The organism is Corallibacter vietnamensis (genome assembly GCF_039537875.1).
GTDB classification, from domain to species: Bacteria; Bacteroidota; Bacteroidia; order Flavobacteriales; family Flavobacteriaceae; genus Corallibacter; species Corallibacter vietnamensis.
This window is the reverse complement of record NZ_BAABBI010000002.1, coordinates 236,125-255,440: the sequence shown is the minus strand read 5'-3', so window position 1 is coordinate 255,440 and position 19,316 is coordinate 236,125. Positions and strand designations below refer to the sequence as shown.

At 33.9% G+C, this 19,316-nt stretch carries 13 protein-coding genes; 11 read left to right on the top strand and 2 right to left on the bottom strand.

Annotated elements, in window-relative coordinates; translation table 11 throughout:
* Nucleotides 1-140 precede the first annotated feature (140 nt).
* The 8 genes from ABD690_RS09585 to ABD690_RS09550 all read left to right on the top strand — a co-directional run bounded on the left by ABD690_RS09585 (nt 141) and on the right by ABD690_RS09550 (nt 12,239).
* On the top strand, nt 141-6,464 hold the full coding sequence (locus ABD690_RS09585; protein WP_344729849.1) for a choice-of-anchor D domain-containing protein: 6,324 nt from the start codon (nt 141-143) through the stop codon (nt 6,462-6,464).
* A 217-nt stretch (nt 6,465-6,681) separates the two neighbouring features.
* On the top strand, nt 6,682-7,149 hold the full coding sequence (locus tag ABD690_RS09580; protein WP_344729847.1) for a T9SS type A sorting domain-containing protein: 468 nt from the start codon (nt 6,682-6,684) through the stop codon (nt 7,147-7,149).
* Nucleotides 7,150-7,154: 5 nt separating this feature from the next.
* Nucleotides 7,155-8,045, top strand: coding sequence for a hypothetical protein (locus ABD690_RS09575; RefSeq protein ID WP_344729845.1), 891 nt, complete (start codon nt 7,155-7,157; stop codon nt 8,043-8,045).
* A 253-nt stretch (nt 8,046-8,298) separates the two neighbouring features.
* A complete protein-coding gene (locus ABD690_RS09570) occupies nt 8,299-8,901 on the top strand; it encodes a hypothetical protein (RefSeq protein WP_344729843.1) in 603 nt (200 codons plus the stop codon).
* 111 nt (nt 8,902-9,012) lie between these two features.
* The gene (locus tag ABD690_RS09565) at nt 9,013-9,651 is read left to right on the top strand and encodes a hypothetical protein (RefSeq protein ID WP_344729841.1); all 639 of its coding nucleotides are present in this window, start codon (nt 9,013-9,015) and stop codon (nt 9,649-9,651) included.
* 163 nt (nt 9,652-9,814) lie between these two features.
* Nucleotides 9,815-10,030, top strand: a complete 216-nt coding sequence (locus ABD690_RS09560; protein ID WP_344729839.1) for a PLDc N-terminal domain-containing protein — start codon at nt 9,815-9,817, stop codon at nt 10,028-10,030.
* Between the two features lie 81 nt (nt 10,031-10,111).
* Nucleotides 10,112-10,690: a hypothetical protein gene (locus ABD690_RS09555; RefSeq protein ID WP_344729837.1), complete on the top strand. Its 579-nt coding sequence runs from the start codon at nt 10,112-10,114 to the stop codon at nt 10,688-10,690.
* A gap of 271 nt (nt 10,691-10,961) precedes the next feature.
* Entirely contained in the window at nt 10,962-12,239 is a 1,278-nt protein-coding gene (locus tag ABD690_RS09550) for a Swt1 family HEPN domain-containing protein (RefSeq protein WP_344729835.1), read from the top strand.
* A 108-nt stretch (nt 12,240-12,347) separates the two neighbouring features.
* Here ABD690_RS09550 and ABD690_RS09545 read toward each other — a convergent pair whose 3' ends face one another.
* Nucleotides 12,348-12,830 (bottom strand): hypothetical protein, encoded by a 483-nt coding sequence (locus ABD690_RS09545; RefSeq protein WP_344729833.1) that lies wholly within the window; start codon nt 12,828-12,830, stop codon nt 12,348-12,350.
* The gene (locus tag ABD690_RS09540) at nt 12,827-13,684 is read right to left on the bottom strand and encodes a hypothetical protein (protein ID WP_344729831.1); all 858 of its coding nucleotides are present in this window, start codon (nt 13,682-13,684) and stop codon (nt 12,827-12,829) included. Before ABD690_RS09540 ends, ABD690_RS09545 begins: the two co-directional genes overlap by 4 nt.
* Before the next feature lie 857 nt (nt 13,685-14,541).
* Between ABD690_RS09540 and ABD690_RS09535 the strand changes: the two genes are divergently transcribed.
* The 3 genes from ABD690_RS09535 (at nt 14,542) to ABD690_RS09525 (ending at nt 19,294) form a co-directional block, all read left to right on the top strand.
* Nucleotides 14,542-16,311, top strand: a complete 1,770-nt coding sequence (locus ABD690_RS09535) for an AMP-dependent synthetase/ligase (protein ID WP_344729829.1) — start codon at nt 14,542-14,544, stop codon at nt 16,309-16,311.
* 116 nt (nt 16,312-16,427) lie between these two features.
* Nucleotides 16,428-16,883, top strand: a complete 456-nt coding sequence (locus tag ABD690_RS09530; RefSeq protein WP_344729827.1) for a MarR family winged helix-turn-helix transcriptional regulator — start codon at nt 16,428-16,430, stop codon at nt 16,881-16,883.
* Between the two features lie 2 nt (nt 16,884-16,885).
* Nucleotides 16,886-19,294 (top strand): 3-hydroxyacyl-CoA dehydrogenase/enoyl-CoA hydratase family protein, encoded by a 2,409-nt coding sequence (locus tag ABD690_RS09525; RefSeq protein WP_344729825.1) that lies wholly within the window; start codon nt 16,886-16,888, stop codon nt 19,292-19,294.
* Nucleotides 19,295-19,316 lie beyond the last annotated feature (22 nt).

Genomic DNA, 19,316 nt, shown 5'->3' with positions numbered 1-19,316 from the left:
GATTTTAAAATGTCTTGGCCTCTTTATACATTTTGTCACTACGTAGACCTACGTATTGCCACAAAATAACATCATAATTAATTTAGTAAACCATTAATATCAGCCTCATTAAGCTTACTAACTAGTAACACTTTATGCTTATGAAAACCTTTACATCACTTAAATCTATCTGTTTTTTAGCAATACTATGTTTAATTAGTATTACTAATTTAAAAGCTCAAGCACTGACATTTTCTCCTAACCCAATTGATATGGGTAATGTAGAAGTAGGGCAACATAGGGAAGCATTTGTAATGGTTTCTGATTCTGATCCTGAAACCGAACCCAATGCATCTTACATAGCAGACATTTATATAACTGATGATGCTGCAGGCGTTTTTTTTACTGGAAACTATTATTATGATTCTAACGGTGGTCAAGGAAATTTAGGTGTAGGAATTAACGCTACTACTGAAGGCGTTACTTATACGGCCACCTTAAACATTGAAGTTGAAGAAACTAGTGGTACTGAAACTTATCAATTACCTATTACAGCTTATGCCGTACCGGCTGTATATCCAGAATTAAGGGTTACAAATCCCAACTTCGGTACCATTCACGTAAATACAAACACAACTCAAGATTTAATACTAGAAAACATAGGTAATGAAGATTTAGAGATCTCTAATTTCAATTTAGACACCTCATCAGAGACATCATTCTCATTCACACCACCTACTACACCACTAATCATTACGCCTGGAAACACGTATAATGTTCCTATAACATTTTCTCCAACACCTATGGCCTCTGGAAATGCTTTTGATAGGTCTACAACACTTACTGTTACTAGTAATGACTTCTTTAATTATCAAACTGACATCAATTTAAACGGACATGTTTTTGCCAGTAACCCTTCATACTCAAACACAGATTTTGGCAATGTAGAAGTTGGCCAAACGGTTTCAGGTACAAACACAATAACAAATAATGGTGAAGGTGAACTTTTCATAGACAGCATATATTTTGACGATTATCCTGTTGGTGCTGATGCTACTGCAGATTTTGTTATAACAACACCAATTACATTCCCTGTGGTTTTAGCTCAAGGTGAATCCTTAATTGTTGATTTATCTTTTACACCAGGCAATACTAGCTTTAGAAGAGCGTATATGTATTACACAGTACAAAACCATACCAATCCAGCCATTCCAGTCATTTTAGAAGGCGTTGGTGTGCAATCAGAAATTGCATTTCCTTCAGAAATAAACTTAAACAACACTAGAGTTGGCGAAGTAGCTACTTACGCATTAGAAATACAAAACCCTGGAACTTTAGAAACAGAAGTGTCATCATTAGAAATTTCAGGAACGCATAGCGAGCTATTTTCTATAACAGATAATAGTGCTCAAACGATTCCTGCTGGTGGCTCTGTAACTTATAATATAGAGTTTTCAGGTAATACTGTTGGCGGTAAAACAGCCGAAATAAATTTCACAAGTAATGTAGATAGCAGTCCACATAGCATTAGCCTTTTAGCAAATGCTACCAACTCTTCTTTAAGAGTGAGTCCAGCTGAATTAGAATTTCCTGAAACGCAAATTGGTACTACAACATCGCCGCAAACAGTAACATTATCAAACGAGTTTGGTACAGATGCTGTTGAAATTCAAAACATCACTTTACCTAGTGCTGACTTTACAGCTAGCGGTATTGTCACGCCATTAACTATTCCTGCTGGTGATAGCGTAACTTTTCAAGTAACTTGTAATCCGCAACAAGGTGGTAATGTTTTTGCTCCGCTAGTAGTTGAAAGCAACGATGATAATGCCTCTATAGGTATTAATTTAATGGGAACTGGTGTTGCGCCTGAAATTGAATTAAGCAGAACATCTATATTCTTTTTAAACACAAAAATATCTACAGAAGGACGTACTGAACTACTTTCTATACACAACAACGGTAGTGGCAATTTAATTATCAACGATGCCAATATAGCAAACAACCTTGGTAACTTTGGCCCTATTCAATTTGAGATTTCTGAAACATTAAGCTTACCTATCACAATACCTCCTGGGGAATCATCAATAATACCTGTAACATTCAATCCTACTTACGTAGGCGGATATACGGCTAGATTAAACCTTGATACAAACGATGGTGATTTTCGTGTATTCTTAAGTGGTACTGCTATTGCTCCTTATGCTAATATTACTAAAAATGGTGACTTCCCTGAAAATATTAGAATTGGAGAAACTGTTACCAAAAACTTTACCATTACAAACAATGGTGTTGGTACTTTAGAAATATCAGATTTTGAACTTGTTGAAGTTGGAATTGACGCTGATGATGAACCAGATTATAGTATTGATATGACTTTACCTTTTTATGTAGCCGAAGGCCAAAGTCGTAATGTTCAAATTCAAGCAACACCTTTATCAACGGGTTATAAAAATGTAGAATTACAACTTACTACAAATACAGACCCTGGTGCCATAACAGGAGATCCTTTATTATGGTCTTATACAGTATTAGACCTAGCTTACTTTGAAGGCGAAGGCGTTAAAGAAATGACCGATGTTGAAATTGGTGGCACATCATATACACCATACACAATAACCAATTCCGGATCAGCGACTATGGTTATTTATAGCGAAAATACAGCACTGTATCAAACTGGTGGTACGTTTTCTATTCCTAACTACACCGAGTTACCTTCTGAATGGAGTACGTATAATAATTTCCCTTTTACTATAGAACCGGGAGAAAGTAGCGATATCATAATTGCTTATTCGCCTTCGTTAGCATCAGCTTACGGAGAAATTGCTTTAAGAACGGGGCCTATTTTAAATAACGAAAATGTGGGTGGTTTTGATTACTCTGTTAAAATCAAAGCTTTTGGCGGCGCTTTACTTCCTGCTCTAACTGTTTTAGATGCAGAACCTATTACCTTTCCTGAAACAAGTATTGGTCGCTCTAACCCTCAGTCTTTTACAATACAAAATACCGGAACTGCAGATTTAGTTATAAACAACACCTACGGTGATGGCGTGTTTATGTTTAGAGATCAAGGAGTATTAACAAACATAACACTAGGTGTTGGAGAAACCATGGACTTTGAAGTTATATTCAGCCCTGATGTTCTTGGTACAGTAAATGGCTATATTGGTTTTGACACAAACCTTCAAGAGCCATACGCTATTGTTGATACTACGGGAGAAAGTATTGAACCTGCTGAAATTATTGTCAATGGTTTAATGTTTGAGGCAGACAGAACCACCAATCTAGGAGATGGAAAATATATTTTAAGTGGTAATGTGCATGCTGGTAAAATGGAGTTTGGTGATGACGTGACTGTAAACTTAGCAAATAATAGTGTCAGCTGCCAGTGTAAAGTATACACTACAGACATTACGCAATTCGGTAGTTTTGGTGGTCCTCAAGTAGACCTTATGGAAGGAGATATTGCTCTTAAAATAGAACAAGACACAGATGGCAACCCATATATAAACACTGCTTTAGATGCTGCTACAACTGGGGTTTCTACTTTTTTCACCCTTGTTGGTATTCCTATAGAGTTTTCAAAATTTGAAATCATATCTGGTACCGACCCAGGTATTGAAATTGGTGGCTCGGTAAGTTTACCCACTGAAGTTTTTGGACCTCAAGTAAATGTATCAATTGATAGATTACGTGTCGTAGAATCGGGTGTAAACATCGCAGGATCTTCTAGCATAAACGGAAACCCTTCTGTAAAAGTTTTCAATACGTTCGAGCTTCGTAACGCATCAGTAAACTTTGACACTTTCGAAAACTCTTTTGGTGGCTCTGCGGCTATAAAATTATCATTATTAGGTAAAACAACATCTATTGCTGGCGGCGTACAAATAATCAATGGCGGTTTAGATGCTGTTTCTTTAGAAGTAGAAATCAGCCCTGGAATACCATTAGCAAATACTGGATGGGAATTGTCTGGTGGTAATGGTTTTATAAACGGTATTCAAGTACCACCGCTTTCTATAGGTTTGGGTGTAGATTTAAAACCTATTGCGCCAATAGATATTTTAAAGCTAGACAACATGCAATTGGCATACACATTTGGCACATCGCTTGAAGCTAGCGGTACCATTCTTGTTCTTAATCAAGAAGTTGGTGGCGGAAGCATTTTAGTAAATAGTTTAGGCCTAAATGCGAGTGCTTATGTAAATCTTTTTCAAATATTTAGAGGTGATGTTTCTCTGCTTGTAGAAAACAGATCTAACGGACTCTTTGCTGAAGCGTCGGCTGATATGTCTCTTACCATTCCTGAAATACCTGCTAGTAACTGCACGGTATGCGAAGCTGTTAATAACTTCTTACCTTTCACAGTTGCTAATCTTCAAGCTAAAATAAACAACGACAAGTTCAAAGCAAGCACAACCATTGCTGACGTTTTAACTGTTGATGTTGATGTTGAATACGGTGGTAATGTGAACGTTGGCGGTAGACTTGGCCCTATTTCATTCGGAGAACGTGGTCAATTACCTGAAGGACATTATTTTGAAAATGACCTCAATGCAAAAGCGGCCAATCGTCTAGAAGGTAGTAGCTTGGTTTTTCAAGCCAGAAATGCCAATACAGCCATCCCTTTCAACCTGCCTCAAAGTTATGATAACATCATTGTGCGTATAGAAGGAGAAAACAACTACCCTAACGCGACTTTAAGCCTTCCTGACGGTACTGTTTTAACGCCTACAAATGCTGAAACAAACAGTGCTTTATATACTGAAAGTAATGAAAACACCAGAGTTTTCTACATCTTAAAAGATACCCAAGTGGGCGATTACGAAATTAACATTGAAGGAACTGACACATATCAATTTGATATTTTCGGTGCGGGTTATGCGCCTGAAATCGAAATAACAAATGTAAATTACAACAATACCACAAAAGACCTTACAATTACTTGGAGCGACCAAGACGTTGATAGTGATGCTTTAGTGTCTCTATATTATGATATTGACGGTAAAGGTGCTAATGGTAAACAAATAGTTGGAGATATATCTGAAAACGATAACACAAATCAATACACTTTCAATGCATCAGATTTAATAAGTGGCACATATCATGTGTATGCTAAAATTGAAGACGAATCCAACCCTGCTGAATACGTTTATGCAACAACGACATTTACTGTTGTAAATGAGTCTCCTGTAAACACACCAACGCTAATTGGTGAGTTAGTTGACAATGTCTTTAAACTTGCTTGGAACCCAGTAAGAGATGCTGATCACTACGTTATGTATATAGATGAAGAAGAAGTTTCTCGCTTTAGCAAAAGCCAAGGTGTTGGTAGCGCAACAGCTTTCGACTTTACTGAAATAGCTCCTGGCCGTACTTACAAATTTGGTGTAACGGCTATGAGAGAAGAAACTGATGGGTCTTTTACTGAATCTAACTTATCAAACGTCATTGACTTTGAATTCATCAGTCCTGATGTTAATAACATCCCTAAACTAGAAACTCAAAGTCTAGCAGATGTTACTGATCCTTGTAACCCTTATACATTTACGGTGAGTTATTCTGACCCTGATTCTGAAGACGACTTAACACTAACCATGCCTACACATCCAGCAGGCATGACACTTACCGGTGATGTTATAAACTGGACACCTACGCAAGACCAAATAGGTAAGCACCAAGTGATTTTAAACATTGCAGACAACCATGGTGGTATAGAAGAGAAAAGCTATGTTATTACGGTTTATAACGCAAATTCTGCGCCTATACCAGACACTAAAACATTACCGCTAGTAGAGGCTGAATGTAGTGTAACCTTAACAGCGCCAACAGCTACTGATGATTGTAGTGGTGCCGTTACAGCCTCAACAACAGATGCTACAACCTACAACCAGCCAGGAGAGTATTTAGTTACTTGGGTATATCAAGACACTACAGGTAATCAGTCTACACAAATACAAAGAGTGCTCATTACAGATGCTATAGCACCTACTACAGTATGTCAAAACATAACAGTACCATTAGATGAAACGGTAGGCTTTGTAACAATATCACCTGATGATGTTAACAACGGTAGCACAGATAACTGTACGAGCACTACAGATTTAATCGTAAGTCTATCTCAAGACACATTTACTGAAGAAGGCACGTTTGATGTAACATTTACGGCTCAAGACAGTAACAACAATACAAGCTCATGTACAGCGCAAGTAACAGTTGTATCTACATTAAGTGTAAACGATGCTAATGCATTACAAAACATCAAACTCTACCCTAACCCGAATAATAGCGGCATACTAAACCTTAAAATACCTAATAACATAACGATTGATAAGGTTGAAGTTTATGATACCTTGGGCAGACAGGTAATGAGTCTAAATCAAATTGAAAATGTTATCAACATTCAAGACCTGTCTTCAGGAACATACATTTTCAAACTTTATTCAGACAATGAAACAACAACAAGAAGAATTACAAAAATGTAAAACAACACTTATGAGAAATATGGCACACCGCAATACCATATGATCGTAATTTAAAAATATCAAAGAGGCTATTAATCAATTACCTTAAAAGGTCAAAACCGTAAAACGTTTTGGCCTTTTTTCATAAAATACTATACGTAGACCTACGTATTGTCATAAAATAGTAACCAAACTAACTTTACACCTTATTTCTCCAGAAAACCTAATCTATTTTTAAATGAAAAAACTATTACACATTATTTTTCTATCAACCGCTATAAACACGTTAGCTCAAAATAGTATGGTAAGTAGTGCAAACAATGCACAATCATCACAAGGATCTATTAGCTACACAATAGGTCAAACGGTATTTACAAACAGTACATCAACCCACGGAACTATAGAACAAGGCATTCAGCAACCTTATACTATTTCTCAAACATTAGGAACTCATAATAATGATATATCACTAAAAATGATAGCATTTCCTAATCCCACAACTAATACACTACAACTCAAAATAGAAAACTATAATAAAGAGACATCTTACAACCTTTCAGACATTTCAGGAAAAACCTTAAGCAACCATAAAATATCAAACCAGCAAACCATAATCAATATGCAATCATACCCTGCGGCTACATATTTTTTAAGTATCTACAAACAATCTAAACACATCAAAACTTTCAAAATCATTAAAAATTAAGTAACATGAAAAAACTATACATAGCCTTATCCCTTATTTGTTGCTTTAGCATGCAAGCTCAAACACCAGAAAAAATGAATTACCAAGCAGTAATTAGAGATGCTGCAAATGAGCTTATAAGCAATACCAATGTTAGTATGCAAATAAGTATTTTACAAGGCAATGCATCAGGCAATACGGTTTTTACTGAAACCCACACACCTACTACAAACCAAAACGGATTAATAAGTATTGAAATAGGAACAGGTACAATTATATCTGGAGATATAACAACCATAAACTGGGCAGATAACACATACTTTATAAAAACAGAAACCGACCCTACCGGCGGAACAAACTATACCATAACAGCCACAAGCCAATTATTAAGTGTACCGTATGCACTACATGCCAAAACGGCCTCTACGGTAAGTAACCCAGTACTTATGGAACCTTATATTTTAGGTAGAAGTAACCAAACTGATGATGGAAAATTTAGTTACAATGGTAAAACTGGTTGGCAAGCAGCAAACGAAATGTGCAAGGATACCTATTATAACGAACCGTATGCAAGAGCATTTACCGCCGAACAAATAACACAAGCCATTGTTATTGGTAATTATTCATCTAATTCAAATTATGACAACGTCTCTTTTTGGGTTATTACCTCTTCTGCTATTAAAGGAGATTCTTTTAATGCTTCTAATTCTTCTGGTTTTAATAATTCACAAAACCTATCTGAAAACGCAGGAGATGTCTCTAGAGGAGTTAGAGGTACTATTGTTTTTAACTACACAAGCATAGGAAACGGTGGTGGCACAACAATACCACGATTTTTTAATGTAGAACAAGAAGTTATGAATAATCAAAACCTCCCTTGTCTTTGTGGCACTTACAAACCAGCGCAACAAAATTAAACGTAGCTATTAATCAATTACCACAAGAGGTCAAAACCATAAAACGTTTTGGCCTCTTTTTTTCATAAACATTAAAAACCTCAAACATACACAAGTATTCTGTGGCACAACACACCCCAAACCACACAAATCCACACACATATACCAAAACACTGCTTTGATTCTATAAAAAATCTGTTAGATTTGTAGGTATAATTATAATAGATATAACATGACTAGTAGTGTTATATGTACGTTGCCTCCAATTTAAAAAATGAACATACTACTATTTTCAGCTTTCTTACTTATTCTAATTTTACTGATTAGATATTTTACTTCTTCTGACAAAAAGAGTGGTTTAAAAATGCTTACAATTTTCGGAATTGTAATCGGACTTTCTGCTTTAGGATTGAATTCATTGTTTGACGACTCATTTGGTGCTTCAACCCCAGTAAATGTTCGGACTGAAAATCTGACTGATAAAAACTTAAAAATTTATTCCATAGCTTTTTGGGACAACGAATGGAACGGAAAAGGAAATTATGTCACTTTTGACAAAAATTTGAAGCCAAATAAAACGTCTGACTTTTGGTTCGAGAATGATGGAACAACTGAATTTTGGCTTGTTGCAAAAAACGCAAGGGGCGAAATTAATTACTTAAATGTTGTTACAGATAAAGAAAGTGAGTTTGATTTTAAAATAACAGAAAATAAAAATATTGACCAAGACAAAATAGCAATCGCAAAGGAATTGACATTTAAAACGGACAAAAGTGAACAAATGAAAAGTTTTGCATTTTGGACAAATATTATATTAATCGGACTTTTGATTTTGAGTCTGATAAAAATAAAAGCCAGCGTACAACACCGGCTATAGTTCATTGCTTCTGACTTTCCTTGCGGAAAGTCCTCGCAAGTAACCACGCAACAAAATCATACACAAAACACGTTGCATGTAATTTGAAAAAACCTAAATCATAAATAATAAATGTATATAAAAAATCAACAAACCGAACTTTTTAAAGAACATAAAATTGAATCTTATTTGAGCAAAATAAGAGAATCCATTTTCAAAAAAATTGAAAAATACAACAACACTTACATCTTAAACGTTGACATAGATAAAGAAATAGAAAAAATATTATACAAATACGATTTAGTAACATTAAAGGTTCCTACCTTAAACAAAGAAACAGTTTTATCCTCAATAACTGAACATAAAATCAGCGGTCATAGATTCCCTAAAAACATAAAAGCAGACCCAAACAAAGAGTATAAAATTGAACAAATTAATCACCTAGTTAGCTTCATTGGTAACGAGGAGTTCTTTAACTATTCACCAACTTCAAACAATCCAAAAACAGTAAAAGCCTGTATTCATAATAACAAACTTGAATTTACATTGAGCAACTGGAATAAAATTAGAGAAAATGAGGAAACAATTGAAAAACTAAAAAATGAGTTCTCAAACAATTTAGATTTGATTGAAACTAATTTATCCGCCCTAAAAAAAGATGTAAACGTATTTAAAAACAACCTAAAAACTGAAATAAACAAGTTCTTTACAGAAAAGAAAAACCTCATTACCAAAGAAAATAAAACGCTTGAGAAATTAAAACCGTCTTAAAATACTAACCACAACAACCTATACAACCCATTGCTTAACTCTAACCAACTCAAAAAATCCTCACAGATTTTCTATTCAGTTTTTATTCACTAAATTACATGCTTAAATACACCATAAAACACAACAGCACAATCACTCACTCAAACGCTAAATAAAAAACAATATGAATACAATAACCAATAATTTCTCAATCGAGCTTTTTATATGGCAAGCTTTTATTTTATTAGCAATAGGACTTTGGATTTATTGCTTGATTGATATTTTAAAAAATAAGTTTGCCCAAAACAACAAACTAATTTGGATTTTAGTAGTCATTTTTATGCCATTTATAGGGCCTTTATTGTACATAATCATTGGAAAAAACAAGAAACTAAACTAAAAAAAGCGCCAAACCCTAACACCATCTAAAAACCATCACCTGTCCTCACCTACTTCATACACGAGCACGATGCCAGTAATTATGAAAAAACAAACAGTCATATTATCAATATTTCTCTTATTCCAATTTTTGATTTATGGACAAGAATACACTGAATCAGAAGAATTCATGTTGACCAAATATGACAAGTCTTTATTTGAAAAAATGTTGTCATCAAGTGGAGAGTTCAATGGAAACACTCAAATTTATATAACCGACAGTCTAGAAAATAAACTTAAGGAAATCGAAGTCTTTATTGAAACTTATGAAAATGACTCAAAAGTTGAGGAATTAATAACAACTGACTTTAAAAATGTCAAGAAAATAATTCGAGTAGTTATTAACCAATGCGCTTGTTATTGTGATACATCAAAGTATTATTTTTTTGTAACTAACAATAAAAAACTAATTGAACTTCCAACAATTGAACAAGAAGATTACGAATTTGAAATGAAAACTAAAGATTATGTTTTCAATGCAGAATTTCAAACAATTGAATTGACAGAATTTCAAGATGAAAAGATAAAAGAAAATGAGAATGATGAACCAACTTTCAAATTAAAATCAAAAAAGGTTTTGAAAAAATACAAATGGAATGGAAATAAACTGAATAAAAAATAACCAAACCCTAACACCATCTACAAACCACCACCTGTCCTCACCTACTTCTCACACAAGCAAAGCATAATGGCATAGCAAAACCCTCACGCACTCCCTTCTGCCTCAAGAACCCTTACTTAATTAGCACCCAAACCACACAAATCCACACACATATACCAAAACACAACTTTGATTTTATAAAAAATCCGTTAAATTTGTAGGTATATGCACAATCAAAATAAGCACACGAGGCTGTTTATCTGTATGTTGCCAGTAATTAAAACCTAAACAAATGACAAAGAAAAAATCAAATGAATGCTACTTTTTTGAAGTACTAATTCTTGACCCAAGTGGAAAGAGTGAAATTTTGTCACCAAAAAGTTTGGTTTACGGACTTATGTCTACCGAGAAGTTATGGAGTAATGCAAAAAGCATTGAAAAAAATGACGAGTTTGCAATTGAGGATACTGATATAGAATTAAAAATCAAACCAGTAGATACATCTTCAACGCTTTATGACTTAATAGAAGCTGGCTTCTTAATCAAAGTCAAATCATCTGATTTTGATAAATTAGAGAGGTTTAGGTATATGTTCGTGATACATTTAAGAAATAGATTGTCATTTGAACACATAAGAATCCTAACTGATGATATAAGTACTGAAATATCTAACAAGGCGTATCCTCTAATTAACGAATTGGAGAATTTGTTGAGACGTTATATCTCTAAATTCTTTACTCAAAAAATTGGTTTGGATTGGTGGCAAAAAGCTGTTCCTGATAAAGTTATCGAAAAAACTAAAATGAGAACAGGGAATGAGAACGTTTTCTCAAATATTGTACAAACTGACTTGACTTTAATTGACTTCGATGATTTAGGGGAAATAATATACAAGCATAAACTTGGATTTAATAGACCGCAAAATTTAGCCGATAGCCTTGCAGATGTAACAACATTAGAAGAACTTGAAAAACTAAAGGCTGACCTTGATAGTAATTATAATCGGTTTTTTAAAGAAAATTTCAAGGACAAAGGATTTGATAAAAAATGGAAGCAATTATTTAAAGTAAGAAACAAAGTTGCTCATAACAATCTTTTTATCAAAGATGATTTAGAGAGTACGATTGAACTGCACAAAGAATTGAAAGAAATTATCTTAAATGCTGAATCAAAAATTGATGAATTCAAATTTTCTGTAGAGGAACAGGTTGCTATAAGAGAAAAAATATCTGACAAAGTAGAATCAAATGAATCTTTAAGCTCACCTAAAGTTTTAGGAAAAATTGACCTTTCTGAATATGAAAGAGATGAATCGGATTTCTTTGATATAATCACAGAGGAAGAATTTTTTAAAGAGTTGGAACGAGCGGAAAATTCACTTCGATACAACAATCTTACTTATGTTGGACTTAAATCATTCATAACGAAACTTTTAGGTTCTAAAGGATATGCTTTTGGACCGAGTTACGCTCTTGCGAATATTCTTAAAGAACAAGAAAAGGTGGAAATTTATGATGTAGATGACCCAGCATCATATTGGCCGGTAAAAGCAATTAAAAAAATAAAATAACTACTGGCAACATTGGCTATAAATAATTACTTATTCTAACCTACTTCATACACGAGTACGAAGTGCGAACTGGTGAAGCAAACCTTATACAAAATCGTTGACAGTGATTTAGAACAAACGTCCCAATTTTGAATTTAAAGGAGTAGTTAAATCAATCACTTCAAATTTCAAATTAAACCCTTCCTTCAAAGGCTCTATCATTTTTTTGAACGACTTTCGGTCTTTTGTTATATAAGCATCAATTTTGCGATTATGAATTTGAGCAAAAAGTTTTATATCATTAATAACAACTTTTCTCTCACCAAAATCACCGAACTTTCCTAAATCTTTTAACAATGATAAAAACTCGCCTGAAAATTTAGCATCTGAAAAATCAAACTCTAACAATCTAAATGTATTTAAAGAAAGTAAATTTTCTGGATTATCACCTACAGAATATTCACTTACGACTATTGTCGACAAATACATTTCAATATTATTTTCAATAAAGTATTTGAAATAATCAACACAATTTTGATGAAACTCATCATCTCTTTTAAGCAAACGAATACAAAAAGAACAATCTAACAGAACACTTTTTATTCCATTCATATTCCTTCTGCTTTAATGTCATTTAACCAAGTATCAACATTAGCTATCTTACTTAAGTTTACCGAAGCTTTATCAATAACTTTATCTAATAGTGATTTATTAAAAATAGGTTTATATTGAATAAACTGTAAAAGCACTAAATCCGTTAAAGTTCCATCATCAAGATTTTTTTTACCTCTAACCTTAACACCATATGGTTTATATGTTTTCTTTTCACCATTCATTATCTGTTCTTTAGTGGCAGAAACTGTTACATTACCATATTTACCCGTACTAATGTGAAGATTTGGATTTTTTCCTCCTTCTTGATAAATTTCACCATATAAATAAAACTCACTTTCAAAATAAGTCGGAGCAATCATTTCATAATTAGTTGATTCATCAATAACTAAAGACGTACTATCTGATAAAGAGTTGTTAAACTCTATCTTATAACCTTCTCTAAAAGCTCTTTTTTGAAATTTATCAATTATTGATTGCCTCTTATAATCTAAAAAATCTAAATTACTTCTATTTTTAATTTCACTAGTTAATCCATTAAATAAAATTACAGCAGTTATTGGTAAAAAAAACTTATGTTTTGCAGAACCTTCTTCTAGGTCATAAGAAATATGTGGACGATTACGCTTTTCTTTTCGATTTGGATATAAGAAAGTCTCGATATCTGATATAAAATCTTTAACTTCATTTATATCAACATCTTTAGGAGTCAGAGTATTATCTCTATTTGTAACTCTAATTTCTATGTAACCTTGTTCTTCCACTTCTATCTTACTAAAATACAAATTTAAGTTATTAAAAAAAACTACCCTCAACAATAGGTATAAAAATAGCTTTATAATTGCTAATTCCAATTCTTTGAATATATTTAAAAAGTTAATTATTAACCTAAAATCATTAACTTTAAAACCAAAATAAACTTTTGCTAATAATTACACACAACACCTTATATCACAATTAAATGATGATAAATTTTCAAAAAACAAACCCTGTGTTTTTATATATACTTTCAGGAGTTTTCATAATTATAGCTAGTAGTTTTAAATCTGAAAACAGTGTCATACATTATACTCTTGGAGTAATTGGTTTATTAATTTTTGTATTAGCAATTATAGTACGTTTTAAAAAATAACAGGTAATCATAAAACATAGTTCCTAACAAACTCATACAATTCTGTTAGTAGTTATAAACAAAGCCTTCTAAAGTAAAGATGTTACTTACATCCATTTCAAAAACTTCTGCCATTCCCAAAGCAAAAACCCTTCACAAAACATATATCCCTAATTCCATAGCTGGTATTGTTTTCCTCCTAACCCTTACCACTTTTACCAATCCATCTTGCAGAATAGCAAACAGAAAAAATCATCAAAAAAAACAACGCAAACAATATCAAATAACAACAAAAAAACCCCACGCCCATCACCCCACACTGTTTCCCATAGCTACTTCGGGTCTAGTTCGGGTTTCCTTCGGGTTTACTTCGGGTTTACTTCGGGTTAAGTCGGGTGAGTTCGGGTCAAAAACCACAATAATCACACACAATATGTAAGAGAATTCATCAACCATACTCAAAAATCACATAAACCATACACCACTAATACACAAACCCTTAAAACATCAAAATCATAAAATAACACCCTTTTTTTAACAACATATTTGAAAATCACTTCTAATTTCATAATTTGCATGTCTTCAATCGTACTTAAACCAATGACACAAATAACCAGACTCTTTGATTTTCCATACTACCAACTGGAAACATACAACCTTGAAAAAGCTTTAGTAACTAAATATGATGGTAAGTGGGTAGCCACATCCACAAAAGATTACATAAACAAAGCCAATGCTGTGAGTCGTGCACTTTTACGTTTAGGCATCCAAAAAAACGATAAAATAGCCGTAATTTCATCCTCAAACAGAACCGAATGGAATATCATGGACATAGGCATCCTACAAACAGGAGCCCAAAACATCCCAATATACCCTACCATTTCTGCTGAAGATTACGAGTATGTCCTAAACCACAGTGAGTCTATTTACTGTTTCGTTTCTGACGAAGAAGTCCTAGAAAAAGTCAATAAGGTTAAGCACAAAACAAAAATCAAAGACGTCTATTCCTTCAACCATATCAAAGGTTGCAAGCACTATTCAGAACTATTTGAACTAGGTAAAGACACAAGCAACCAAAACGAAGTTGAAGCCAGAAAAGACAATGTCACCGAAGACGATTTAGCAACCATCATTTATACCTCTGGTACCACAGGCAGACCCAAAGGCGTTATGCTATCTCACAAAAACATTGTTAGCAATGCCCTAGACAGTATTCCACGCTTACCTATTTATGGTGCCGGAACCATTGTTTTAAGCTTCCTTCCTATTTGTCACATTTTTGAACGCGTATTAATATACATTTACCAATACGCAGGCGCCAACATTTACTTTGCTGAAAGCATAGACAAGATAAGCGACAACATAAAAGAAGTAAAACCACACCTCATGAGTGTGGTACCTAGACTACTAGAAAAAGTATACGATAAAATATACGCCAAAGGCGAAGACCTTACAGGCATCAAAAAGAAACTGTTTTACTGGGCTATAGACTTAGGAGAACAATGGCAACCCTACAAGCAAAACGGAGCCTGGTATGAATTCAAATTAAGCATTGCCAGAAAACTAATTTTCAGCAAATGGCAAGAAGCCCTAGGTGGTAACCTTAACACTATGGTATCCGGAAGTGCTGCACTACAGCCACGACTAACACGTATTTTTTGTGCCGCCGGAATGCAAATCATGGAAGGCTACGGCCTTACAGAAACATCACCCGTTATTTCCGTAGGCAAATATGCTGACAACATGTTCAAAGTAGGAACCGTAGGTAAACTCATCAACAACGTTGAAGTAAAAATAGCTGATGATGGCGAAATACTCGTAAAAGGCCCTAATGTCATGATGGGATACTACAAAGACCCAGAAAAAACCGCAAGCGTTATGACTGGAGAGTATTTCCATACAGGAGACAAAGGAGAAGTAGACAAAGATGGCTTCCTTAAAATTACAGGACGAAAAAAGGAAATGTTCAAAACCTCTGGCGGAAAATACGTAATCCCTACCCTATTAGAAAACGAATTAAAACAATCGCGTTTCATAGAACAAATAATGGTCATTGGTGAAGGTCAAAAAATGCCAGCCGCACTTATTCAACCTAACTTTGAATTTATCAAAGAATGGATAGAACGTAAAAAACTAAATATAGGTACAAGCAACAAAGAAATTTCAGAATCCCAACAAGTAATAGACAGAATACAAAAAGAAATTGATAACTGTAACAAACACTTTGGTAAATGGGAACAAATAAAACGCTTTGAACTCACACCAGATATTTGGTCTATAGATGGTGGTCAACTCACACCAACTATGAAAATGAAGCGCGATGTTATAAAAGGCATCTATCAAGATCTTTATAATAAAATATACAATTAAACATACCCAAAAATAGAAAGACCTTAATAAAAGGTCTTTTTTTATGTTAAATTACCATTATTTATTATGCATGCATAACAAAATTTATTATATTTGAATCAATGAAAATATTTTAAATGAAAGATAAAACTATTGATTATGTTTTGCGAACCACTTGGTTAGCTGTAAACAAAATGTATAATGAAGAAGCTGCCAAGTTTGATAGTACTATGGCAACAGGTTTTACGCTATTAAGTATTGACCCTGAAAAAGGAACACCTTCTACTTCATTAGGCCCTAAAATGGGTATGGAAGCAACAAGCCTTTCCAGAATACTAAAAACTATGGAAACAAGAGGTTTAATTGAGCGTAAACCTAACCCTGAAGATGGCAGAGGTGTTTTAATACACCTTACAGATTTTGGTAGAGAAAAGAGAGCTTACTCTAGAGAAAAGGTATTAACCTTTAATGATGCCATAAAAAAACACATCCCATTAGAGAAGCTTCAAAGCTTTTATGAAGTAGCCGAAGTCATTAATGAACTAATTTCAAACAAGAAAATATACAATCAAAAAGATAATATCCTAAAATAGACATGAGTAAACGTAGAATCAAAAAAGTAGCCATTATTGGATCAGGAATTATGGGAAGCGGTATTGCTTGTCATTTTGCCAATATTGGTGTAGAAGTCTTATTATTAGACATTGTACCAAGAGAATTAAACGATGCCGAAAAAGCTAAAGGATTAACCTTAGAAGATAAGGTCGTAAGAAACCGCATTGTAAACACTGCATTAGCCGCATCGTTAAAATCTAAACCATCACCAATCTATCACAAAGATTTTGCTAACAGAATTACTACTGGTAATCTTGAAGATGATATAGCAAAAGTGGCAGATGTAGATTGGATTATGGAAGTCGTTGTAGAAAGACTTGACATTAAAAAACAAGTATTTGAAAAACTAGAACAACACCGTACACCAGGTACTTTAATTACATCAAATACATCTGGTATTCCTATTAAGTTTATGAGTGAAGGACGCAGCGAAGATTTCCAAAAGCATTTTTGCGGAACGCACTTCTTTAATCCAGCACGTTACTTAAAATTATTCGAAGTAATTCCTGGACCTAAAACATCTCAAGACGTTTTAGATTTCTTAAACGGATATGGCGAACAATTTTTAGGAAAAACATCTGTAATCGCTAAAGATACACCTGCTTTTATTGGTAACCGTATTGGTATTTTTGGTATTCAATCCTTATTTCATCAAGTAAAAGAATTAGGATTGACTGTTGAAGAAGTTGATAAATTAACGGGTCCTGTTATTGGACGTCCAAAATCGGCAACTTTCCGTACGGTAGATGTTGTTGGATTAGACACTTTAGTGCATGTTGCTAACGGAATTTACGACAACTGTCCTAATGACGAAGCACATGAGCTTTTCAAATTACCAGATTTCATCAATACCATGATGGAAAACAAATGGTTAGGAAGTAAAACTGGTCAAGGATTTTATAAAAAAGTTAAAACAGACGATGGTAAAAGTGAAATTTTATCATTAGACTTAGATACATTAGACTATCGTTCTAAAAAAAGAGCCTCTTTCCCTACGCTTGAATTAACAAAAACTGTAGATAAAGTCATCGATCGTTTTCCAATTTTAGTAAAAGGAAAAGATAAAGCTGGCGAGTTTTATCGCAAAAACTTTGCAGCAATGTTTGCTTACGTATCACATCGTATTCCTGAAATTTCAGACGAATTATATAAGATAGATGATGCTATGAAAGCTGGATTTGGTTGGGAACATGGTCCTTTCCAAATTTGGGATGCAATTGGTGTAGAAAAAGGTCTTGAAATCATGAAAGCTGAAGGGAAAACACCTGCAGCTTGGGTAAATGATATGGTTGCTTCTGGTAACACCTCATTTTACACAGTAAAAGATGGAGCTACTTATTTCTACGATATTGATAAGAAAGCACAAGAAAAAGTACCAGGACAAGATAGTTTCATCATATTAGATAACATCAGAAAATCTAACGAGGTATTTAAAAACTCTGGTGTAGTTGTTGAAGATTTAGGTGACGGAATTTTAAATGTTGAATTCCAATCTAAAATGAACACTATTGGTGGCGACGTACTAGCTGGTTTAAATAAAGCAATAGACTTAGCTGAAAAAGATTTTGCTGGTTTAGTGGTTGGTAACCAAGGAGCAAACTTCTCTGTTGGTGCAAACATCGGAATGATTTTTATGATGGCTGCAGAACAAGAGTATGACGAGCTTAATATGGCGATCAAATACTTCCAAGACACGATGATGCGCATGCGCTACTCGTCTATTCCTACTATTTCTGCACCTCATGGTATGACACTTGGTGGCGGATGTGAATTATCACTTCACGCAGATAAAGTTGTTGCTGCTGCAGAAACTTACATGGGATTAGTTGAATTTGGAGTTGGTGTAATTCCAGGTGGTGGCGGATCTAAAGAAATGGCTTTAAGAGCGCAAGATACTTTCAAAAAAGGTGATGTTGAGTTAAATACATTGCAAGAGTATTTCTTAACTATCGGTATGGCAAAAGTATCAACTTCAGCTTATGAAGCTTTTGATTTAGGTGTTTTACAAAAAGGAAAAGATATCGTTGTTGTTAATAAAGACAGACAAATTGCTACAGCTAAAGCACACGCTAAATTAATGGCAAATCAAGGCTACACGCAACCTGTAAAACGCAAAGACATTAAAGTACTTGGTAAACAAGCATTAGGTATGTTCTTGGTAGGAACAGACTCTATGGAAGCAAGCCACTACATTAGTGAACACGATCAAAAAATAGCTAACAAATTAGCTTACGTAATGGCTGGTGGTGATTTATCAGAACCAACTAAAGTAAGTGAGCAATATTTATTAGATCTAGAACGCGAAGCATTTTTATCGCTTTGTACTGAAAGAAAAACATTAGAAAGAATTCAGCATATGTTGAAGACTGGAAAACCACTTAGAAATTAGAAAAAAGAAACAAGATGCAAGA